22 protein-coding genes are annotated in these 22,237 nt (G+C 63.5%); 10 read left to right on the plus strand and 12 right to left on the minus strand.

What is annotated here, in order from left to right:
- The first annotated feature begins 5 nt into the window (after window positions 1-5).
- From CD928_RS20390 to CD928_RS20430, 10 genes are all read left to right on the plus strand, one after another.
- A complete protein-coding gene (locus CD928_RS20390; RefSeq protein ID WP_095388921.1) occupies window positions 6-1,949 on the plus strand; it encodes a cytochrome c/FTR1 family iron permease in 1,944 nt (647 codons plus the stop codon).
- A 155-nt stretch (window positions 1,950-2,104) separates the two neighbouring features.
- Entirely contained in the window at window positions 2,105-2,308 is a 204-nt protein-coding gene (locus CD928_RS23930) for a DUF3703 domain-containing protein (RefSeq protein WP_255247287.1), read from the plus strand.
- Window positions 2,271-2,405, plus strand: coding sequence for a DUF3703 domain-containing protein (locus CD928_RS23935; protein ID WP_255247277.1), 135 nt, complete (start codon window positions 2,271-2,273; stop codon window positions 2,403-2,405). The genes CD928_RS23930 and CD928_RS23935 overlap by 38 nt, the downstream gene beginning before the upstream one ends.
- Window positions 2,406-2,425: 20 nt before the next feature.
- A complete protein-coding gene (locus tag CD928_RS23155) occupies window positions 2,426-2,734 on the plus strand; it encodes a hypothetical protein (RefSeq protein ID WP_141237216.1) in 309 nt (102 codons plus the stop codon).
- Between the two features lie 62 nt (window positions 2,735-2,796).
- A complete protein-coding gene (locus CD928_RS20400) occupies window positions 2,797-4,068 on the plus strand; it encodes a TolC family protein (RefSeq protein ID WP_095388922.1) in 1,272 nt (423 codons plus the stop codon).
- A gap of 4 nt (window positions 4,069-4,072) precedes the next feature.
- Complete coding sequence (locus tag CD928_RS20405) at window positions 4,073-5,221, plus strand: efflux RND transporter periplasmic adaptor subunit (protein ID WP_095388923.1); 1,149 nt, start codon at window positions 4,073-4,075, stop codon at window positions 5,219-5,221.
- Between the two features lie 3 nt (window positions 5,222-5,224).
- Window positions 5,225-8,452: an efflux RND transporter permease subunit gene (locus CD928_RS20410; protein ID WP_095388924.1), complete on the plus strand. Its 3,228-nt coding sequence runs from the start codon at window positions 5,225-5,227 to the stop codon at window positions 8,450-8,452.
- Between the two features lie 963 nt (window positions 8,453-9,415).
- Window positions 9,416-10,681, plus strand: a complete 1,266-nt coding sequence (locus tag CD928_RS20420) for a site-specific integrase (protein WP_095388926.1) — start codon at window positions 9,416-9,418, stop codon at window positions 10,679-10,681.
- A gap of 61 nt (window positions 10,682-10,742) precedes the next feature.
- Window positions 10,743-11,081, plus strand: a complete 339-nt coding sequence (locus CD928_RS20425) for a type II toxin-antitoxin system RelE/ParE family toxin (protein ID WP_095388927.1) — start codon at window positions 10,743-10,745, stop codon at window positions 11,079-11,081.
- A 4-nt stretch (window positions 11,082-11,085) separates the two neighbouring features.
- The gene (locus CD928_RS20430) at window positions 11,086-11,409 is read left to right on the plus strand and encodes a DNA-binding protein (protein ID WP_095388928.1); all 324 of its coding nucleotides are present in this window, start codon (window positions 11,086-11,088) and stop codon (window positions 11,407-11,409) included.
- A 116-nt stretch (window positions 11,410-11,525) separates the two neighbouring features.
- Here the strand turns inward: CD928_RS20430 and CD928_RS20435 are convergent, their stop codons facing one another.
- The 12 genes from CD928_RS20435 to CD928_RS20490 all read right to left on the minus strand — a co-directional run bounded on the left by CD928_RS20435 (window position 11,526) and on the right by CD928_RS20490 (window position 22,227).
- On the minus strand, window positions 11,526-12,629 hold the full coding sequence (locus CD928_RS20435; protein WP_095388929.1) for an ABC transporter permease: 1,104 nt from the start codon (window positions 12,627-12,629) through the stop codon (window positions 11,526-11,528).
- Window positions 12,629-13,726, minus strand: coding sequence for an ABC transporter permease (locus CD928_RS20440; protein ID WP_095388930.1), 1,098 nt, complete (start codon window positions 13,724-13,726; stop codon window positions 12,629-12,631). The genes CD928_RS20435 and CD928_RS20440 overlap by 1 nt, the downstream gene beginning before the upstream one ends.
- Window positions 13,723-15,411, minus strand: coding sequence for an ATP-binding cassette domain-containing protein (locus CD928_RS20445; RefSeq protein ID WP_095389079.1), 1,689 nt, complete (start codon window positions 15,409-15,411; stop codon window positions 13,723-13,725). The genes CD928_RS20440 and CD928_RS20445 overlap by 4 nt, the downstream gene beginning before the upstream one ends.
- A gap of 7 nt (window positions 15,412-15,418) precedes the next feature.
- Window positions 15,419-16,366, minus strand: a complete 948-nt coding sequence (locus CD928_RS20450; protein ID WP_176473655.1) for an HlyD family secretion protein — start codon at window positions 16,364-16,366, stop codon at window positions 15,419-15,421.
- A 15-nt stretch (window positions 16,367-16,381) separates the two neighbouring features.
- Window positions 16,382-16,738, minus strand: coding sequence for a hypothetical protein (locus tag CD928_RS20455; RefSeq protein ID WP_095388932.1), 357 nt, complete (start codon window positions 16,736-16,738; stop codon window positions 16,382-16,384).
- Between the two features lie 96 nt (window positions 16,739-16,834).
- On the minus strand, window positions 16,835-17,116 hold the full coding sequence (locus CD928_RS20460; protein ID WP_095388933.1) for a DUF5676 family membrane protein: 282 nt from the start codon (window positions 17,114-17,116) through the stop codon (window positions 16,835-16,837).
- On the minus strand, window positions 17,106-17,435 hold the full coding sequence (locus tag CD928_RS20465; RefSeq protein WP_095388934.1) for a YHS domain-containing protein: 330 nt from the start codon (window positions 17,433-17,435) through the stop codon (window positions 17,106-17,108). The genes CD928_RS20460 and CD928_RS20465 overlap by 11 nt, the downstream gene beginning before the upstream one ends.
- A gap of 24 nt (window positions 17,436-17,459) precedes the next feature.
- Window positions 17,460-18,122 (minus strand): isoprenylcysteine carboxylmethyltransferase family protein, encoded by a 663-nt coding sequence (locus CD928_RS20470; RefSeq protein WP_095388935.1) that lies wholly within the window; start codon window positions 18,120-18,122, stop codon window positions 17,460-17,462.
- On the minus strand, window positions 18,119-18,331 hold the full coding sequence (locus tag CD928_RS20475; protein WP_095388936.1) for a DUF2933 domain-containing protein: 213 nt from the start codon (window positions 18,329-18,331) through the stop codon (window positions 18,119-18,121). Before CD928_RS20475 ends, CD928_RS20470 begins: the two co-directional genes overlap by 4 nt.
- Window positions 18,324-19,250, minus strand: a complete 927-nt coding sequence (locus CD928_RS20480) for a ribose-phosphate pyrophosphokinase (RefSeq protein WP_095388937.1) — start codon at window positions 19,248-19,250, stop codon at window positions 18,324-18,326. Before CD928_RS20480 ends, CD928_RS20475 begins: the two co-directional genes overlap by 8 nt.
- A complete protein-coding gene (locus CD928_RS20485) occupies window positions 19,247-20,791 on the minus strand; it encodes a thymidine phosphorylase family protein (RefSeq protein ID WP_095388938.1) in 1,545 nt (514 codons plus the stop codon). The genes CD928_RS20480 and CD928_RS20485 overlap by 4 nt, the downstream gene beginning before the upstream one ends.
- A complete protein-coding gene (locus tag CD928_RS20490) occupies window positions 20,788-22,227 on the minus strand; it encodes an MBL fold metallo-hydrolase RNA specificity domain-containing protein (protein WP_095388939.1) in 1,440 nt (479 codons plus the stop codon). Before CD928_RS20490 ends, CD928_RS20485 begins: the two co-directional genes overlap by 4 nt.
- Window positions 22,228-22,237 lie beyond the last annotated feature (10 nt).

Raw genomic sequence — 22,237 nt, forward strand, 5'->3', positions numbered from 1 at the left:
GACCGATGCCACCCACTCGCGGCCTTCGCTTCTTGCTGGTCTTGCTTGCCGCCATTGGCAGCCTCGCCGCGCAGGGTGCGCAGGCGCGCAGCGATGCCGATGAAGTCCAGACCGTCTGGCGCCTGCTGGACTATATTGCCGTCGATTATGGCGGGGCCGTCGCGAATGGGGAGGTAACTAGCACAGTCGAATATGCCGAGATGACGGAGTTCGCGGCCACTGTTCGCAAAGGTATCGCCGCTCTCCCGGTATCACCGGCGCGGGCTCGCCTGGTTGCCGAAGCGGGGCAACTCGAAGCGGCGATCGCGTCGAAGACCGAGCCCGGCAAGGTTGCCGGCCAAGCACGCGCACTCGCGGCGGACCTGCTTGCCGCCTATCCGGTGCCTCTCGCCCCGCGCAACGCTCCCGATCCCCGGCGCGGAGCCCAAATCTATCTCGAGAATTGCGCCAGCTGTCACGGGGTACGAGGCGATGGCAACGGACCTCAGGCTAAGGGGCTGGACCCCGCACCCATCGATTTCACCGATGCCGCACGTGCTCGCAAGCGCAGCCTGTTCGCTCTCTACCAGGTCATAGGCCAAGGGCTCGAGGGCACCTCCATGCCCAGCTTTGCCAATTTGCCATCGGACGATCGCTGGGCGGTGGCAGCCTATGCTGGTGGGTTTGCCTTTCGCGACATCGCGGCCGGTCAGAAATTCTGGAACCAGACTCCCGCCGCTCGCGAAATGGTCCCCGACCTGCAGGCCTTGACGAGCCTCAGCCCGGAAGCGCTTGGGCGTATGCTCGACCCCGAGAAGGCTGATGCGCTCACAGCCTATTTGCGCTCCGATCCCAAGGCATTGAGCACCGCCTCGCCCGCAACGCTCGCGGTTGCACGGGCTAAACTGGCGCAAAGCCTGGCCGCCTACCGCAAGGGAAATCGGAGCGAAGCAGCGCGTCTGGCGTTGTCCGCCTATCTTGATGGTTTTGAACCAGTCGAGCCGATTCTGACGACGCGAGATTCGGCCCTTATGGCGCAAATCGAATCCGCGATGTCCGATTACCGCGTCTCCATCACGCGAGGAATGCCGGTCGATGCGGTCGCGGGTAAAGCCGCCGCAGTCGAAGCCCTTTTCACCGACGCAGAAGCCGCTCTGTCTCCAGATGCAGCCAGCGACGCGTCGACCTTTGTCGGGGCGCTGACCATCTTGCTGCGCGAAGGTCTCGAAGCCCTTCTGATCATCGTGGCGATGATCGCCTTCTTGCGAAAAGCTGAACGACCCGACGTCCTGTCCTATGTTCATGGCGGCTGGATCGCCGCCCTGGCGGCCGGCGGCGCAACCTGGGCGGTCGCGACCTATGCGATCTCGATCAGCGGCGCGAACCGCGAGTTGACCGAAGGGTTCGGCTCGCTCTTCGCCGCGGTGGTTCTGGTCTGGGTTGGCATCTGGATGCACGGCAAGTCCCATGCGGAGAGCTGGCAGCGCTATATTCGCGAAGCGATGGGCAAGGCGCTTTCGCGCCGCTCAGCCTGGTTTCTATTCGGGCTCGCCTTCCTGGTGGTCTATCGGGAAGTCTTTGAGACCATCCTGTTTTTCGCGGCGCTTGCCGCGCAAGGAAGCCGCGGCGCAATCGCCGCCGGAGCTGGAACCGCATTGGTAATCCTCGCAGCAATCGCATGGGTCATGCTTCGGTACAGCCGGGTCCTGCCGATCGGGAAATTTTTCGCTTATAGTTCTGCGCTGATCGCGATCCTGGCAGTCATCCTGGCTGGCAAGGGCGCGGGCGCGCTGCAGGAAGCTGGTCTCCTCGGCGTTACGCCGCTCGCCCTTGTTCCCCGGCTCCCGACGCTTGGGGTTTTTCCAACGATGGAATCCCTTTTGCTGCAGTTTTTGTCGTTGACGATTCTCTGGGCTGGTTATCGCTACAACAGCCGAAAGCACCGGCAGAACGAGGCGGCGCATGGATAACGGTGCGGCAATCGTCAGCAAATGCCATCACAAGGAGACGTGTCGGCGTCAGGCATTGCGCGCTCGTAAGGGACTCGATGACTTCGGCAAGACGTCAACGGCCCGAGATTCTGCTTGCCTTTGAAACGGATCGGTTTCGTTTCGCCAAGCAGGCGATGGACCAGCCGTCCGGGTGGCGTGCGCTGGAGCGCGCGCATATCATCGCCCAGCCCTACTTTGCGCCCCATCTGGTCACGGAATGGTGGAGGGCTCTCTTCGCCTTGGTGCTCCGAGATTGGCGCGAGGTGGCGGGTCAGCTTTTCGATGCTCGCCCTGGTCCCCATGGGTTCGCTTACGGGCCGACTGCCTGCGGGAAATAGGGGGCGGGCCCGGGTCAGCGCGTTCTTGCCCATGGCAATTCCATCCGATCTGGCCGCCGCGATGTCATGCGGCGACGATCGGCTTAAGAGCCGGTAAGGGACTTTATGGCTGGTGCAATGATGCGATTGCTGGTGATTGTGGGCGTGCTGCTTTGTACGTTGCAATTCTGCGAGCCCGCGTCCGCCCACACTGCCGATCAAGGCGCCGCCTATTCGCTGGGTCAGGACAGCGATGAGCGACGGCCAAGCGAGCCGGCGAAAAAGGTCGCCCATAGCGGTCACGATCATTGTTGCATTGCATCGGACCAGCACCAAGTCGCCAGCACGGCTCAGCTTGCTCCGGCCAGCGAACCGCCATTTTCAGCGACGGTCGTGCAACGACCGTCGCGGGTGCTGCCTCCCTTGCTCGATCCACCTCTCGCCTGACCCCTTGACGCACTCGCCGCTTTCCCGCGGCGATCTCTCCGATCAATCGAGGATGGATCTTTATGTTCAGGTACGTTGCTGCCCTCGTGGCAGCCACATCGTGCGTCGCAATCGCGCATGCACAGGAGGCCGGCACCGAAAGCCGGCAGATATCAGGCCCGCTCCTGACGCTCGACGAGGCGGTCGCGCTCGCGGGTGGTAGCGCGCCCGCGGCGGAAGCGGCGGCGGCGAATGTCGATGCCGCGAATGCCGCGCGGCGCGTAGCGGGTCTCAGGCCAAACCCCGCTCTCTCGGTCGAAGTCGAGAATTTCGTCGGCACTGGCCCCTATAATGGCGTCAAGGGCGCCGATGTGACGGCCAGCATCGCCATCCCGCTCGAACTCGGCGGCAAGCGGCAAGCCCGGATCGCGGTCGCCGATGCGGCGGCGCTCCGTGCGCAAATCGCACAGGCAATCGCAGAGGCCGACATCCGCTTGCAGGTGACCGAGCTTTATATCCAGGCCTCAGCCGCCGAAGTGCGCGTCGCGATTGCCGAGGACCAATATCGTATTGCCGGGGATACGGCGCGCGCCGCTACCATAAGAGTGCAGGCCGGGCGCGCCTCACCGCTCGAACAGGAACGCGCCGAAGTCGCGCGCCTGACGGCGGAAGCCGAGGCCAAGAAAGCACGCCGGCTCGCCGATGCCGCGCGCGGCAATCTCGCGCGCCGCATCGGCCGCCCGATCGCCGGCCCGCTCGATATCGCGGTGCTCGGCGGACCCGGCGCCGGGACGATGGGGCCACCGCGGCCGACCTCGGCGGCGGGAACGCTCGCGCTGGCGGCGGCCGACGTCGACCTCGCCACCGCCGATGCCGGCGTCGAGCTGGCACGTTCGCAGCGCGTGCCCGATCTCACCGTCGGCCCGGGCATTCGCCGGCTGGAGGCGACCAATGATGTCGCGGCGGTGTTCAGCGTCTCGGTGCCGCTGCCGCTGTTCAACAACGGCCGCGCCGCGGTCGACCAGGCGAATGCCGAACGGCGGCGCGCCGATGCCGAGCGCCGCGTCACCGCGCTCGATGTCGAGCAACAGATCAGCGACGCCGAAGTCGAGGCCGCCAACGCGGCGGCCGCGGCACGCGTGGCCAGCGGCCCCGCTCTGTCCTCCGCGATGGAGGCCGCGCGGATCGCGCGCATCGGCTACCGCGAGGGCAAATTCGGACAGCTCGAACTGCTCGATGCCGAACGGACGCTGACCGAGATGCGCTCCGCGTCGATCGATGCCCTCGCCTCCTATCAACTCGCCAAGGCCCGGTTGGAACGCCTCACGGCTCCCGCGCCGCTCGAAGGAAATTGATCCCATGACCATCACTATAAACCGAAAGCTGCTGCTCGCCGCGACGCTGCCGCTGTTCCTCGCCGCCTGCGGTGGCGGCGAGAGTGCCAAGCCCGCCGACGAGCATGGCGAAGAAGAGGCAGGCCATGCCGACGAGGGCAAGATCACCCTCACCAACGAGCAGATCAAGATCGCCGGGATTGCGCTCGGCCGTCCGACCGTCGGCAACGCCGGTGCGCTGCAACTGCCCGCGACGATCGAAGGCGATCCGCAAGGAACGCAGGCCGTGTCGGCGGCGATCGGCGGGCGCGTCGTCGCGCTCAATCGCAATCTCGGGCAGAGCGTCGGGCGCGGACAGACGCTCGCGATCATCGAAAGCCGCGAGGCCGCGCAGCTCCAGGGCGAGGTGCAGGCGACGCGCGCTCGGCTCGCACTCGCCAACTCCAATCTCGCGCGCGAGGAACGGCTGTTCGCACAGCGCGTGTCGCCCGAGCAGGATGTGATTGCGGCACGCACCGCCGCGACCGAAGCCAGGATCGCCTATCAACTCGCACAGCAGCAGGTATCCGCCGCAGGCGGCGGCGGCGGCCAGCTCAACCGGATTGCCATTACCGCGCCGATTTCGGGCCAGGTAATCGCGCGCAGCGTGGTGCTCGGTCAGACGGTCCCCGCCGATGCAGAACTCTATCGCATCGCCAACCTCTCGAGCGTTTCGCTCTCGCTGAACCTCCAGCCCGCCGACGCCGGTCGTATCCGGCCCGGCGCCACCGTCTCGGTAAGCGCACCCGGACGCCAGGCGACCGGCAAGATCAGCTTCGTCTCGCCCGCGCTCGATCCGGCCACGAAGCTCGTGCCCGCAATCGCGATCCTCGACAATCGCGCCGGCCAATGGCGCGTTGGCGAAGCCGTGACCGCCTCGGTCGCGCTGGCTGCGAGCGGCGGCGACGGCTCGATCAGCGTTCCCGCGACCGCGATCCAGACCGTCGAGGGCAAGAGCGTCGTGTTCGTGCGTACCAAGGACGGGTTCGAGGCTGTCCCCGTGGTGCTCGGCGACCGCGCGGGAGCCAATGTCATCGTCCGCTCCGGGCTCAAGGGCACCGAGCAGATCGCCATCACCAACAGCTTTTCGCTCAAGGCCGAGATCGGCAAGGGCGAAGCAGGCGATGAGGACTAAGCCATGATCGCTCGTATCGTTACCTGGGCGGTCGAGAAGCGCTGGCTTGTCGTCCTGCTCACCGCCATCGCCGCCATAATCGGAGCGACAGCATTGTCGCGCCTGCCGATCGACGCGGTTCCCGACATCACCAACAACCAGATCCAGATCAACGTCCGCGCCCCCGCGCTGTCGCCCGAACTCGTCGAGAAGCAGGTCGCCTTCCCGATCGAGACCGCGCTCGCGGGGATCCCCGGCCTCGATCACACAAGGTCGCTGAGCCGCAACGGCTTCGCGCAGGTCACCGCGGTCTTCGACGATTCGACCGACATTTATTTCGCGCGCCAGCAGGTGGGCGAACGCCTCAACGAGGCAACCGAGAATATGCCCGACGGGGTTCGCCCCGAGATGGGGCCGATCGCGACGGGTCTCGGCGACGTCTATATGTGGACGGTCCGCCTCGCGCACCGCAAGGACGATGCGCACAAGGCCGGCGAGCCCGGCCTGCAACCCGACGGCAGCTATGTGACCCCCGAAGGCGAACGGCTCGTCACCGAGGCCGACAAGTCGACCTATCTTCGCACGACGCAGGACTGGATCGTCACGCCGCTCGTCCGGACGGTTCCCGGCGTCGCGGGCGTCGATGCGATCGGCGGCTATTCGAAGCAGTATCTGGTCGTTCCCGACGTGCAGCGCCTCGCCGCGCTCGACCTCAGCCTCACCGAGCTCGCCGAAGCCCTCGAACGGAACAATAGCGCGGTCGGCGGCGGCGTCGTCGAGCGCAATGGCGAAGGGCTCGCCGTTCGTTCGGACGCGCTGGTCCGCGACACCGCCGAGCTGGCGCGCACCGTCGTCGCAACGCGCGCGGGCGTTCCGATCACGCTCGACCAGGTGGCGACGGTCCGCACCGGCCAGGCGGTTCGCATGGGTTCAGCCTCTGAAAATGGCACCGAAGTCGTCGTCGGCACCGCGGTCATGCGCATCGGCGAGAACAGCCGGACGGTCGCGACCGCGGTCGCAGACCGGCTGAAGGAGGTAAACGCCTCGCTGCCGCCCGATGTCGTTATCGAGCCCGCGCTCGATCGTACCAAGCTCGTCAATTCGACGATCTGGACGGTCGGCAAGAACCTGACCGAGGGTGCGCTGCTCGTCATTGTCGTGCTTTTCCTGCTGCTCGGCAATTTCCGCGCGGCGCTGATCGCGGCGCTCGTCATCCCGATCACAATGCTGCTCACCAGCTTCGGCATGCTGCGCGCCGGCGTCTCGGCGAACCTGATGAGCCTCGGCGCACTCGACTTCGGCCTCATCGTCGATGGCGCCGTCATCATCGTCGAGAATGCGCTGCGGCGCATGGCCGACCTCCAGCATCGCCACGGCCGCATCCTGACCGTCCAAGAGCGTCTCGCAACCGTCGCATCGGCGGCGCGCGAGATGGTGCGCCCGTCAGTCTATGGGCAGGCGATCATCATCCTCGTCTATGTGCCGCTGCTCACGCTCAGCGGGGTCGAGGGCAAGACCTTCATCCCGATGGCGCTGACCGTGATCATCGCCCTCGCTTTCGCCTTCATCCTCTCGCTCACCTTCGTCCCCGCCGCGATCGCCATCTGGCTGTCGAAGCGGGTCGAGGAGAAAGAGGGCCGCATCATGAGCTGGCTGAAGCAACGCTACGAGCCCGGTCTCGACCGCGCTATGAGCAAGCCCAAGGTCACGCTCGGCGCGGGCATCGGGGGGTTCCTTGTTGCGATCCTCGCCTTCTTCTCGCTCGGCCAGGTGTTCCTGCCGCAGCTCGACGAGGGCGATCTCCTGATCCAGGCGTTTCGCGTGCCCTCGACGTCCGTCGAACAGAGCCAGGCCATGCAAGTGCCAATCGAGAAAATGCTCGCAAGGCAGCCCGAAGTCGCGATTGTCTTCTCGAAGACCGGCACGGCGGACCTTGCGTCCGATCCGATGCCGCCCAACGCGACCGACAATTTCGTGATCCTCAAGCCTCGGAAAGAATGGCCGGACCCAAGCCTCCCCAAGGCCGAACTCGTCGAGCGGCTGGAGAAGGAACTGAACAAGATCCCGGGCAATGCCTATGAGATCACTCAGCCGATCCAGATGCGCTTCAACGAGCTGATTGCGGGCGTGCGCGGTGACATTGCGATCAAGGTCTATGGCGACGACTTCGACGCGATGAACGCGACCGCGCAGCAAGTCGCCGCAATCTTGCGGAAGACCGAAGGCGCGAGCGACGTGCGCGTCGAAGAGACCGAAGGTCTCTCGATGCTCGACATTCGGGCGAACCGCGACGCGATGGCGCGGCTCGGCGTCAGCGCGCGTGACGTGCAGGATGTCGTCACCGCAACGATCGGCGGCCGCGAGGCCGGCACGATCTTCGAAGGCGACCGGCGCTTCCCGATCGTCATCCGGCTGTCCGACGCGCAGCGCGCTGACCTGTCGGTGCTCGAACAGGTACAGGTCCCGGTGGCGGGCGGCGCCTTCGTGCCGCTGGCGAGCGTCGCCGATATCCGTATCGTCGAGGGACCGAACCAGATCAGCCGCGAAAACGGGAAGAGGCGCGTCGTCGTACAGGCCAATGTCCGCGGGCGTGCCATCTCCGACGTCGTGGCCGATGCAAAGGCCGGCATCGCGAACGATGTTCGCTTGCCCGCCGGCAGCTATCTCGAATGGGGCGGCCAGTTCGAGAACCTCGCCTCCGCACGCGATCGGCTCCAGCTCGTCGTCCCGGCCTGTTTCGTGCTAATTCTGTTGCTGCTCTATGGCGCGCTTCGATCGTCGCGCGATGCGGCGATCGTATTCACGGGCGTGCCGCTGGCACTGATCGGCGGCGTGCTCGCGCTGTTCCTCCGGGGCATGGATTTCTCCATATCGGCGGCGGTCGGGTTCATCGCGCTGTCGGGCATCGCCGTGCTCAACGGGCTCGTGATGGTGTCCTCGATCCAGGAGCTGATGCGCTCGGGCATGGCGCGGGCCGAAGCCGCAAGGCAAGGCGCGCTCATGCGCCTTCGCCCTGTGGTGATGACCGCACTCGTCGCCAGCCTCGGCTTCGTGCCGATGGCACTTGCGACCGGTGCGGGCGCGGAAGTCCAGAAGCCGCTCGCAACTGTGGTGATCGGCGGGCTGATCTCGGCGACCCTGCTGACGCTCTTCGTACTTCCGACCCTCTATGCCCGCTATGGCAGCCGGGAAGCGGACCTGCGGGAAGATCATTTGCAGTACGACGACAGCCTACCTGCGAGCACCCCCTGATGATCAGCACGACAAGACGCGCGGCGCGCAAGGCTGCGGTTCTTTTGGACCGGCGGGCAACCATGCTGCCCGCTGGCGCCCGGGCGCCGATCCTCGACGACTTCGTGAACATGTTGCCACATTGCCTGGTGATTCACATCGTAAGGGATCAGAATTCTAAAAATCTGGATCCAGGTCCAGCCCGGAACGGATGAGGTGCTCGTCACCGGAAGCGCCCAACGAGCCGGGACGAGCAGTGTCGTACACTGCGGGCATCTTCACGCTTCCGCCGACATCGTCGGTGGAAGCGAGTCGATTATCGCAGACGCGCGCTAGACCTGTCCGATTTCCCCGCGCGTTAGACATTTTGGCCCGGTTCGGCGTACCTATACCGGTTTGAACATCGATCTGCTCCGCAACCGCTTGGTTGGAATGAGTGGGAATCGCTGCCGGAGAATATGACAACGTCCTCTTCCGCCTTGGCCGGGCAGCCATTTCCGAAGGGGTCACGCCGTTGGCGTTCCACTCCAGCAATTTTAACGCATTTCAGCCGATCGGAGGGACCGACGCATCCTGCTGCGCGCTTGCGCCCCGATCCGGTAGTTGCGGCACGCTAAGCGCCAATCCTTTCCTAGAGACACCCGTCGGCTCGCCGTCATCATATTACGCCCTTATTACGCGAGACGAAATGCGCCTCGACGTAACGCGGCATATTACGCCGCCCTTTAGCGTAAGTGGCTGAAATTAGCCGGAAAATTGGAGCGGGCGAAGGGATTCGAACCCTCGACCCCAACCTTGGCAAAACGATTCAGGTAGTTTCGCCATTGTAGCCGAATCTACGAAATAGCACGGTAAATCCGATAGTTGTTGCAGTCCATGCCGCGCCACCTTACTCTTGTTTTCGCCACGAAACGGCAAAATCTGGAGACAATATGGAGACAGAAGGCCCCGATTTCGGCTTTGTCTCCAAATGGAGTGGTAACGATGCCGACTGCAAAGATCAACAAGCGCTCGGTCGATGCCTTCAGCGCGGACGGACAGGCGCAGGCAGTTCTGTGGGATAGCGAGATTCGGGGCTTCGGCGTCCGTGCGCTGCCATCAGGGCTGAAGACGTTCATCGTTCAGTACCGCAATGCCGAGGGCATCAAGCGGCGGATCAACCTCGGTCGGTACGGCGTCATCACGGTCGAACGCGCGCGCGACCTGGCAAAGATCAAGCTCGGCGAAGTGGCTGCAGGCGATGACCCGGCAGTCGCCGTGCACGAGGCCCGCAAGGGAATGACGGTTGCCCAGATGTGCGACTGGTATCTGACCGAGGCGCGCGCCGGGAATATTCTCGGGCGCAAGAACCGGCCGATCAAGGAATCCTCGCTCAAGATGGACGAGAGCCGGATCAACACGCATATCAAGCCTTTGCTGGGCAAGCGACACGCCAAGCACCTGACCATCGCCGAAGTTGAGCAAATGCAGTCCGACGTGCGGGACGGCAAGACCGCCAAGGTGCGTGGCGGCGGGCGCGGCGGCAAGGCGGCAGGCGGCCCGGGCGTCGCGGCGCGCTGCCTTGGCACGCTTCAGGCGATCCTGGGCCATGCCAAGCACAAGGGGTTGCTGGCAGAGCATCCGACGCGGGGCGCCAAGAAGCTGGCCACCAACAAGAAGACCCGGCGACTTAGTTCCGTCGAGATCGGCGCACTGGGCAAGGCGATGGCCTATGCCGAGCGCAATGGAGAAAACCTGACCGCACTTGCGGTTGTCCGACTCCTGGTGCTGACCGGTTTTCGGCGAGAGGAAGGCCAGGCGATGAAGCGCGCCTGGGTCCATGCCGAAGGCGGGTTTGTCGCCTTCCCCGACACCAAGACCGACGCCCAGGTGCGCGCGATCGGACCGGAGGCACTCCGGGTTGTGCTCGCGCAGGTAGAGGTCGCCGGCAATCCCCATGTCTTTCCGTCGTTGACCGGCGCCGGCCCCTATCAGGCCTCCAGCGCATGCTTCATTCGCGTCTGCCGGTTGGCCGGGATCGAGGGCGCAACGCTGCACACGTTGCGTCACACCTTCGCCAGCATCGCTGGCGAACTCGGCTTCACCGAGCTGACCATCCGCGCCATGCTGGGCCACGCATCGCAGAATGTGACGCAGGACTACATTCATATCGACGAGGCGCTGAAACTCGCAGTGCGGCGCACCTCGGACGAGATCGCCCGCCTGCTTGACGAGGGGGCGGCCGGCCTGCGCCCTAGCCTTGCGGCCTGATCGTGCTGAAACTGAATCCCTCGACAGAAGGTAACGAATATGTTACCCAAAGTGGCGCAGTATGATTGTTGAGGAGTATATTTGCGAGGATGGCTCCTGCCCGTTCCGGGGCTGGTTCGATGATCTCGATGTCCAGGCTGCGGCCAAGGTAGCGACGTCCATCGTCCGGCTGGAACTGGGCAATCTGTCGAACGTCAAATGGATCGGCGGTGGTCTTGGCGAATACCGGATCGACTGGGGGCCGGGATACCGGCTCTACCTCACCCAGGACGGGGATCAGCTGATCATCCTCTTCGTGGGCGGAACCAAGAAGCGGCAACAGACCGATATCAATCAGGCGAGCGCGCTGCTTGCCGAATACAAGGGCCGAAAGGCCAAGGCAAAGAAGGCCAGGAGATAGCGAAGTGGTACTGACACGGGATTTCAAGGAGACAGTGAAGGAACGCGCGGCGCGCGATCCCGCCTTTGCCAAAGCCATGCTTGACGAAGCCGCGACCGCTTTCCTCAATGGCGAGCCCCATGTCGCGCGTCTGATCCTGCGCGACCTGGTCAACGCCTCAGTGGGCTTCGAGCACCTGGCCGCCGAGACCAACCGGCCCAGCAAGAGCCTCCACCGCATGCTCTCGGAGAAGGGCAACCCAAGCATGGACAATCTTGCTGCGATCTTTGGCGCGGTCCGCAAGCGGCTAGGTGTGGATTTCGAGGCCCATGCGGTTGAGGCTGGCTGACGCCCGGTATTATCGACCGCACTGGCGCTCACTCATTCTGAACTTGCTAATCTGCGAGGACGCATTGGACGGCAGGTAGCGCCGGAATTTACTACACCCACCCGGATTGGCATCGCCTACCAGCTGCGCCTGAATATGAGCCATGCTCCCGAAAACATAAGCACACTGATGAAACCGAGGGCGGCTGCGTGCAGCCAGAGTTCGGCAATCCCCGAGCCCTTGAGGAACAGCCCGCTGACGATCTCCGTGAAATGCCTCAGCGGACTCCCCAGGCTCGCGGCTTGGAGAGCCTTGGGCATGCTCTCCACCGGAGCCACGCTCCCCGAAAGGAACAGGAGGGGGAACAGGCTGAAGAAGCTGACAAGCATCGACTGCTGGAGAGTACGGGTGATGCAGGCAACGAAGACGCCGATGGCAACCGCGCTAAGCAGGAAGATCACGTTAAGCACAAGCAGCGTTCCCAGGTTTCCTTCCATGGGCACGCCGATGAGCCTGGTGACAACCAATGCCGGGAACAGCGCGCCTTCGGAGAGCACGATGGTCGGCACGACCTTGGCCAGGAACAGTTCGTGCGCCCGGATCGGTGTGACGCGGATCTGCTCCATCGTCCCGTTCTGCTTTTCGCGCACCATCGCCGCAGCCGGCAGGACCACCGCCAGCATGAAGCCTGCCTGGGCCAGCATGCCAAGCGCCATGAAACGCGTATTGGTCAGATCCGGATTGTACCAGATGCGCACCGATGCCTCGACACCGGGCCTGGCTCGTCCCTCCTTGTGAGCGTGCCGAGCCGTGTAACGCGCAACGAGCTCGATGAAATAGGCGCGCGCGCGCGTCGCGACGGTGGCGTTCGAACCATCCACAACTGCCCCCAGAGTGGTGCGCCTTCCGCTTTGCAGTCTTGCACCGAGATTTGGCGGAATCTCGAGGACGGCGTCCAATCGCCCCTTGCGCAGTTCTGCGCCTGCGGCCGCGAACGAGGCATACTGGCCGCTGAGGATAAACGTGTCGGCAGATGTCAGTTCTTCGATGAGCCCGCGGCTCACGACGGTCCGATCGTTATCGACCACGCCGAGCCGCAGGTTCTTGACGTCGAAGCCCAGCGCCATTGTGCACATGACCAATTCCGCCGAGTAGAGCCAGAACACCAGGAAGAGGACCACCGGATCGCGCAGCATCTGCGCGAATTCCTTGACGAACAGGCCGTGCAAGCGCCGTAGCATCAGCCGATCCGCTTCCTGAACAGGAGAATACCCGCCGCAAGTACGATCAGAGTGTAGGCGATCAGGACCACGACTTCATACCAGAGCTCGTCGAGGCCAGCGCCGCGCATGACGATTCCGCGAGAGATGTTGACGAAGTACATTGTCGGGATTTTGGCAGAATAGGCCTGGAAGAATGGCGGCATCGTTGCCACCGGGTAGATCAGTCCCGAAAACAGGAATGAAGGCATCAGGGTCATGATCAGGGCGACGAGCATGGCTGCAAGCTGCGTGCGCACGATGATCGAGACGAGCAGGCCCACCGCCACCGTGCACAGGACATAGACCACACCCAGCAGGATCAGCAGCAGCATGGAGCCGTGCATCGGTATGTCGAACCAAAGGAACGCGGCAGCGAAGACGACTGCCATCTCGACAAAGGCGATCAATCCGTAGGGCAGCAACTTGCCGATGATGAACTCGACCTTCGTAAGCGGAGACGCATATATCTGCATGATCGTCCCCAGTTCCTTTTCGCGTGCGACGGCGAGCGCCGTTAGCAGAGGCGGGAAGGCCATCAGGATCACTGCGAAGAGGCCAGGCACAATGAAATCGCGGCTACGCAATTGGGGGTTGTACCAGACTCGCACTTCAGGCTGGATGGGCATGTCCAGCCTTCCAGAGGGAAAGGCATAGAGGATCGCCCGTCCATAAGCCGAAACGACCGCGGCCGTGGAAGCATAGGTGCCATCGACCACGAATTCGACGGGAGCGCTGCGCCCGGAGGCGAGCCGGCGACCGAAGTCGCGCGGAATATAGAGAAAGGCACGTACCTTCCCAGTCATCACCGCGTGTTCTGCGACCGCTTCGCTCTCTGGGGCGCTGTCGAGCCTGAAATAGCCGGAATTCAGGAACTGGTGTGAAAGCGCTCTGCTGGCCACCGACTTGTCGTGATCGACGATAACCAGCGGCGCATTCTCGACGTCGAAAGTGAGCGCGTAACCGAACAGGAAGAGCATCACCATCGGCATGAGCAGAGCCACGCCTATCGTGATCGGATCGCGCGCGATCTCGAGCATTTCCTTGCGTACAAAAGCCCGCATTCGCCGGAGTTTCATGACTTCTTCTCCAGCGCGCGCTCGCGCGCGATGAAGCCGAGGAACACATCCTCTACCCGGGCATCTTCCAAGCCAAGTCGGGACCGTAGCTCCTCCAACGTGCCCATGGCGATCAGCCGACCGTCCATCATCAACCCCAGGCGATCACAGTAGGTCGCCTCCTCGAGATAATGGGTCGAAACGATGATGCTGACGCCTTCGGCCGCCAGCGCCGAAATGAGGCGCCAGAAGCGGAAGCGGGAAAGAGGATCGACGCCAGATGTCGGTTCGTCGAGAAATAGGACGAGCGGCCGGTGGACGATCGCGCAGGCCAGCGCGAGGCGCTGGCGCAGAGCGCTCGACAGGCTGCCGACAAGGCGCTCGCTGAGTGCGTCAAGTCCGGCCCGGCGTGCCGCCGAGGTTATGCGTTCTTCCATTTGCGATCGAGGCACGCCGTAAGCGCGCGCGAAAAAGCGCAAGTTCTCCATCGGCGTCATGTCGGTGAACAGCGAAAAGCGTTGGGAGACATAGCCAATCCGGCTGCGGACCTCATGGCTTTGCCTCGCGACATCGAAACCTGCCAATGTCGCATGGCCCTCCGATGGCGGCAGCAATCCGCACAGGATACGGATCAGAGTGGTCTTGCCGGCGCCATTGGGGCCAAGCAGTCCGATGATCTCGCCTTTGCGGATGGCCATATCGACCGCGTCAACGGCCACGAACTTGCCGAACCTGCGGGTAACGCCCACGCTTTTTACGCTGATGTCATCCGTCAGGGCGGGCCGGACGGCCGATACACCCTCGCCCTGATCTATATTGCTGGTCGATTCGACGGTGAAAACATCCTCCATTGTCGGGTCGGTGGGTGAAACGTCAGCGTTGACTATCACCGGAGATTGGGCCGTCAGCGTCTGAACCCGGTATTCCCGGACCGCCACTTTCTGAAAGCTGATTACATCGTCCGATGCTTCGAGCGCCCGCTCCGAAAAGCCGGTGCCGGCAGCCAGCTGATAGACCTTGCCCTGCGCACGCCGACGCAATTCGGCCGGTGTTCCCATCGCCAGTGGACGCCCTTCGCGCAGCAGCAACACCTGGTCGCTGGCGTCGGCCTCATCCATGTAGGACGTTGCGAAGATAACCGATTTTCCCTGTGCCCGCGCCCGATCGAGGATGTTCCACAATTCGCGGCGCGAGAGCGGGTCCACCCCGAGGCTTGGTTCATCGAGAATCAGCAGGCGGGTTTCGTGGATGAGGATCGTGCAGAGCGCGAGTTTCTTGCGCATTCCCCCCGACAGGTCGCCTTCTTGACGATTCTCGAAGCGTCCGAGGCCCGCCATTGCAAGCAACTCCGCCTTTCGTTCCTCGAACGACTCCTCCGGGACATCGCGTATGTCGGCGGCGAAAGCGAGATTTTCGGCAACGCTCAGCTTGTCATACAGGGAAAAGCCCTGCGACATGTAGCCGACCTGTGCCTGGATCTGCGCTGCCTCCCGAACAACGTCGGATCCAAAAACCCTGCACTCGCCGGTGGACGGTCGCAGTATTGCGGCGATCATCTGCAGCAGGGTGGTCTTGCCGGCACCGTCGGGACCGACAATCCCGAGCAACTCGCCCTCGCGCAACGTCAGACTTATATCCTGCAGAACGGGCCGCCCATGGAAGCTCCGGCCAAGGGCGCTCGTCTCCACGATTGGCTCGGGCGCCACGTCCCTGCTACTCGGGCACGCGCAGCCGCGCGGGCCAGCCTTTGCCGGCATCCCAGAGAATCCAGGCGTCAGCGGGCATTCCGGGTTTGAGCAGGCCGCTCGGGTTCTCCGCTTCCAGCGTCACCCCATAGACCGTGCGGCTCCGTTCTTCCTGGAGATGGACGTCGCGTGGCGTGAACTGCGCCTGTGCGTCCACTTGCGACACACGTGCGGCGAAAGTTCTATCGGGAAAAGCATCGACCTTGAGGCGCGCGGGTGCGCCTAGCCGAATCTTTCCGAGGTCGGTCTCCGGAATGAATATCTTCAACCGCACGCGACCGAGATTGGCGAGAATTGCCACAGGCTGTCCGGAGGCGACGATCTCTCCCGGCTCGGCCAGGCGTTCGAGCACAGCGCCCGTCAGAGGCGCGATAACCTGCGTATTGGTGACGCGCGACCGGGCGAGCGCGGCGGATTTGCCCGCCGCCTGGGATTGTGCATTCGCTTCGGCGCGCTGGCGTATCAGGACGGAAACCTGACTCGCTGCGGCCTCATAGGAATTTCTCGCAGTGTCGAGTTGGCGGGCCGTAATCCAGCCATTCGACTTCAGGGACTCAAAGCGCCTCAGGTCCGTCAGTGCGGTCCGGGCGTGGTGCTGGGCTAGACTGATCTGGGCGTCGAACTGCGAAACCGCGATCTGGGTGGCGGTGCGCTGGGCATCCGCCTGTTCGGCGTGGAGCTTGTAGTCGGCAGGATCGACACGGGCGACGACCGTTCCCGAGGCAACGGTCGTCCCCTCGATGGCGAGATTATCCAGCAGTCGGCCGCCAAACTGCGGGGCTAACCGCACCTCGTCGACCTCGATGCGTCCACTGCCGTAGACAACCTGTGCCGGCGGTGGTTCAGGCTGGAGGCGGAGATAGGCAAACCAGGACAGCGCCGCGAGCAGCGTCAGAATGACCGCGATTAGCCCCACCCGCCTCATACCTGGTTACGGCTTGGCGGGGTCGGCGTGACCGGTTTGCTGCCCCGCGCCGCCTTGAGCGCCGTGGCCCATCATTTGACGCATCATCTGGGGCATCATCTCACTCATCATCTGCCGCATCTTTGCCTCATCGCAGCAGCATTTGCCGTCCATCATCTGGTTGCCTTGGCCGCCGGCTGCCGGTCCGGCTGCGTGATCATGACCTGGTTGGGCCGTACCGGACTTCGGGGCAGGAGGCGTGGCCGGCTGGCCGGCCGCTGCTTCGCCAGCGGCATGCTGGTGAGGATCGGCGGTTTTGGTCTGCGCCTGAACCGGCACGGCGGCGAAAGCGGCAATGGCCACGAGCGGCAAAATGAACTTCATGGGATCCTCCTTACTTGAGCCCTTCGGTCAGGGCGGGAATCTTCGACTCTTCCTCAGTCATACGCAGGGCGATCGCGAGCCCCTCAAGTTCCCGGGTTACGCCCGGCGCGAGACGAGGAAGTTGTAGAGTGGTCCGAAGACCAGCGCGATGTACCAGCCCCAGCCGAAGCTCTCGCCAAGACCGAGGAAGAAGGTGCGCCAGCTCAGCAGCTCGAAGCCGGGCAGAAAGATCGAGAGAGCGGAATGCTGGACGGGCATCCCCGGCAGCAACAGATATCCCAGGATGCACAGGACATAGGAAAATGTCAGGAACAGACTGAGCGCAAGGCCCAGGGTGACGACCGGTATGAGTGCCGGACGGTGCGGATCATGCGGCATGGTGCGGTTCTCCTGTTGAATGCGCGGCGTCTGCCTTGGCATATTGCTGCGGAGCCGCTTCGAACTTGTCGCGGCATGAAGCGGAGCAGAAATACCACGCTCTGCCCTCGAAGATGGTGCTCTTGGCACCTGCTGTCGCCACGGTCATGCCGCAGACCGGATCGACGGCCTGCGCCGGCTGGGATAGCCGGTCGCTTCCACCGCCGCTCTCGCTATGATGCCCATGGTGGCGATGACCCATGACATGAGCGCCGCATCCAAAGCGCATCATGAACATGAACAAGAGAGCCCAGAACAAAAGATAGGCAACGGTCTCCATGACAACCTCCTCTCAGCTATTAGACTAATGACAGCCTGGGTTTCGATCGGGGCCGCCAAGTTTCGGGATGAACCCGGGCACACGCGCCATGTATCGGCGGTATTCATCCCCGAATTCCTTGATCGCATCCTGTTCTTCATGGCGGGCGAGACGAACGTACATCACCACCAGCACCGGGAACATCGCGAGCGTCAGAAGCGTCGGCCATTGCAGGAGGAAGCCAAACATCACCGCGATGAACCCGACATATTGGGGATGGCGCATCCGGGCGTAGAGCCCGGTCGTGACCAGCTGGCGCTTCTGCTGGGCTGCGTGGAGCGCCTTCCATCCCGAAGAGATCAGAAGGAAGCCGCCGCCGATGAAGACGAAGCTGGCGATGTGGAAGGGTCCGAAATGCGGATTAACCTTCCAGCCGAACATCATCTCAAGCAAGTGCCCCGCGTCATGCGAGAACCAGTCGATCCCCGGGAACCGGCTCTGCAGCCAGCCTGACAACAGGTAGATCGTCAGGGGGAATCCATACATCTCGACAAATAGCGCAACAAGAAAGGCGCTGAACGCACTGAAGCTGCGCCAATCCCGCTTCGTCTCCGGCTTGAAAAAGCTGAAGGCGAAGAAAATGAAGATTGCGGCGTTGACCAGGGCCAGGCCCCAGAGGCCATATGCCGGTGCATCGTTGTGGTTCATTTGCCGTCTCCTGCGCCGTGCTTGTGCCCGCCGTGCATGAAGAAGTGCATGAGCGGGCAAAGCAGGAGAATTCCGAAGGGCAGAAAGCCCAGAAGATGGGCGCGATGCTCGGTGATGAGGTAAAAGCCCGCCACCAGCATAAAGCCGATCAGAACGATATTGGCTCGCCAGCGCGGCACCTCGCCACGGTTCCCGGAATGGTCAGGCATGGTCACGTCCCCCCGTTGATAATGAGCTTTCGGAACTCTGCAGCGACTGCACGGCAAACCCCAGTTCCTGCACCACGCTGATGGCATTGGTCGGATGGGGAACCGTGTCGCTGCTCACGATCGAAGCAACCGATCTCGTGAGATCGGCATGGGCATTCTGGCTAAATAGCGCGTGCGTCACGGCGCACACAGGTTTGGCGAAGCCCGCGATATCGAGAAGCCGTGCCGCCTCGATCAGCGTTCGTCCTGACGACACGATATCATCGACAAGCACGGGCTGGCGTCCAGCGTAGCGGCTAAGATCGGGAGGATCGATCCGCACCTGCCGGTCACCGAGCCTCGTCTTGGTGAACACGGCATAGGGCGCATCGATGCCGGCCGCGACCTCGGAAACCCACTGCTCGCTTTCGGCATCGGGCCCGAGAATGAGCGGATTGCCAACGTTTTCCGCGATCCAGCATCCGAGAAGCGGCGCTGCGTGTACGACCCGCGAGGGAATGGCATAGATCTCGTCGAGCGAGGCATAGCGATGCAGGTGCGGATCGACAGTCGCGAGCCAGTCGAAGGCGGACGACAACACGCGGGCGAAGGTCCGCGAGGTGACAGCTTCCCCGGCGTGAAAGCGGCGGTCCTGGCGCATATAGGCAAGGTAGGGAGCAACAAGGCCGACCTGCGTCGCTCCGAAATCGCGCGCGGCATCCGCGACGAACAGCAGGGGAGCGAGTTTCGGGTCGGGACGCGCGAGAGTGCAGTTGATGACGACCCGTCGTCCTGCCAGGCTCTCCGGCAGCGCGATGTGGCTCTCGCCATCGGGGAAATGGCGCCACAACAACTCGCCGTGTTCGACGCCCAGCGCACCCGCAAGCGCTTGGCCGAATGCTGCGTCGTCCGGCAGCGACAGGACAATCGCCTCTGTCATTGCTGGCCCAGCGCGAAGATCGCGCCTCCGGCGGCCACATAATCGAGTGCGTAGCTAAGTTCGCTGCGGCTCTCCGCGTGAACTGTGCATAGAGGCGCTCCAGCCTCAAGCTGATCGCCCAGCCGCGCATGCATCTCGACCCCGGCAGCCGGTGCCGCTGGTGCACCGGCCAACTTGGCAAGCTTGGCCAGGCGTCGATTGTCGAGCGCGCTGAGCCGACCGGCGTGCGGAGCGACAAGCGTGTGGCGCCAAGCGGCCACTGGCGGCACGCGCATACCGCCCTGGGCTTCGCAGATGCGCTGGAATTTCGCCCAGGCGCGCCCCTCGACGAGCGTCTCGCGCGCCAGCGCTTCGCCCTGGCCTGCAGCAGACCTCCCGCCGAGTTCGAGAATGGCGCCAGCCAACTGGACAGCGCGTTCGCCCAGATCTTGCGGGCCGTCCTGCTGTTGGAGCACAGCAAGCACATCACGCGCTTCCAGCGCCGGCCCGATGCCACGGCCGATCGGCTGTAGTCCAGATCCTTCGAGCACACGGGTTTGCAGCCCGAATGCATTTCCGACCGAGACGAGGGCATCGGACAGAGTGGCTGCGGCTTGTGCTGTGCGGACTTTGGCGGTCGGGCCGACCGGAAGGTCAATGACCAGATGCGTCGATCCGGCGGCGACCTTTTTCGAAAGGATCGAAGCCACCATCTGCCCGACTGCATCGAGATCGAGGACACGTTCGATACCGATGATGGTGTCATCGGCGGGACTGAGCCGCACCGAACCGCCCCAGGCGATGCACCCGCCTTCCTGCTCCACGACCCGGCGGATGGCGGCAAGGTTGAGGTCCACCGGGGCAAGCGTCTCCATGGTATCAGCGGTGCCCGCCGGCGAGGTGATCGCGCGCGATGACGTCTTGGGCATGACGAGACCGTTGGCTGCAACGATCGCCACGATGATCGGGGTTGTCCGGTTACCCGGCAATCCGCCGACGCTGTGCTTGTCGACAATCGGACCATCGCCCCATGCAAGACGATCGCCGGCATCGACCATGGCACGCGTCAGTCCCGCCATTTCAGTATGATCGAGCGGCAGGGCCGAACAGGCCGTGACGAACGAGGACAGATGCACGTCATTGTAACGCCCGGCGACGATGTCAGTGATAATGGCGTGGAAGGCGGCATCGTCGAGCCGGTTGCCGTAAACCCGGCTGCGCAGGGCACTGAGCGATCCGGCCGGTGGCGAGTGCCGTACCGCTACCAATTGTCCGGCTTCCACACCAAGCCTGTCCCAAGCCGCCTTGGACATTCCGATCTCGTCTTCGGCCAACACGTCGCCTGACGTACGAAAGACACTTGCGACAATTTCGCGCCCGTCCGCCACCACCAGGATTTCCGGACGCGAGGTCAGCCCTTCGGATCGGCAGAGGAAGCAGTCTTCCCGCATGAAGACAACCGGCTCGTGTTGGGTAGTGGTAATTCCCATCCGCCTGGCATGCAGCCGATGCTGATGCATCGACTCGGAAGCCGGCATCGCGAGTGGTGCGTCAGCCGTCATGCCAGAAACATTTTCTGGCCCTGAAGTGGCACCTTGCAGGCCCAACCCAGTTCCTCTGCGATCCTCTGGCGGAGCGCTTCGGATGATTCCGGCTCGCCATGCGTCACGAAGGTCATCCGGGGCGGTTGCGGAAACCCGCGAAGCCAGCGCATGATTTCATTCGCATCGGCGTGTCCCGAGAGCATGGGCAAGCTTGCGACTTCGGCGCGCACCGGGATTGTCTCGCCGTAGATCCTGATGGTGGGAGCTCCGCCCAACATGGCCGCACCCCTCGTTCCGGCCGCCTGATACCCGGCAAAGAGCACCAGGCTACGGGGATCGGGCGCATATTGCATGAGATGATGCACCACCCGTCCGCCAGTCGCCATGCCGCTGGCCGACACGATGACCTTCGGCATCGGATCGCGCGAGATCTGCTTCGACTCCTCAACCTCGCGAATGTAATGCGCGACGTTGCAGGCGGCCCTGCATTGCTCGGGACCAAGCCGGTGTTCCGATCGGTGGCTGCACATGATCTCGCTGGCATCAATCGCCATCGGGCTGTCGAGATAGACCGGCACGTTCGACAACCGCCCCGCTGCCTTGAGGCGCGACAGGTGATACAGCAGTGTCTGGGCACGGCCGACGGCAAATGCCGGAATGACGACCGTTCCGCCGCGACCTGTGCATTTTTCAATGAGTTCGCCCAGTATCTCCTGCGGATCGACCTTCTCGTGAAGACGATCACCATAGGTCGATTCCACGACCAGATAGTCGGTGGCGCCGGGAATCTCGGGATCGCACATGACCGGATCGTCGTAACGCCCCAGATCACCCGAGAACGTGATCTTCGTCCCGCCTGCCGTCAGTTCGAGGAACGAGGCGCCAAGGATATGGCCGGCCCTGCGGAAGCGGAAGCGCAGGTTATCGCTGAGTTCGACGTCGTCTCCCGGAGAAACCGGCGAAAAATGCTCAAGCGCCGACCAGGCGTCGTCCTCGGTGTAAAGCGGCAGGGCCGGATGGTGACGCGAACTCCGGCGGCGATTTGAGTAGTCGGCATCCTTTTCTTGCAGGTAGCCGCTGTCGGGCAGCAACAACCGGCACAGATCCGCCGTTGCATCCGTACAGAAAACCTGCCCCGACCACCCGTTGCGGACGAGGCGGGGCAGATAGCCGGAGTGATCGAGATGGGCGTGGGTCAGGAGCACCGCATCCACGGCCTCGGCCGCGTGGGGAATCTCCACCCAGTTTCTCTCGCGCAGTTCACGAGGCCCCTGGAACAGCCCACAGTCGACGAGCACGCGGTCTTGCCCTGCGGTGACAAGGTAGCGCGAACCGGTAACTGTCCCTGCCGCTCCCAGGAACCGGATCGAAGGCGGCTCGGACCAACCCACTGAGGGCTGCGGCAATTCCTCGCCTAGCTGCTGTGTCTCATTGGATTGTACATCGCTGGCCATGACGTAACCT

The organism is Sphingopyxis sp. GW247-27LB (genome assembly GCF_002277025.1).
Classification (GTDB): domain Bacteria; phylum Pseudomonadota; class Alphaproteobacteria; order Sphingomonadales; family Sphingomonadaceae; genus Sphingopyxis.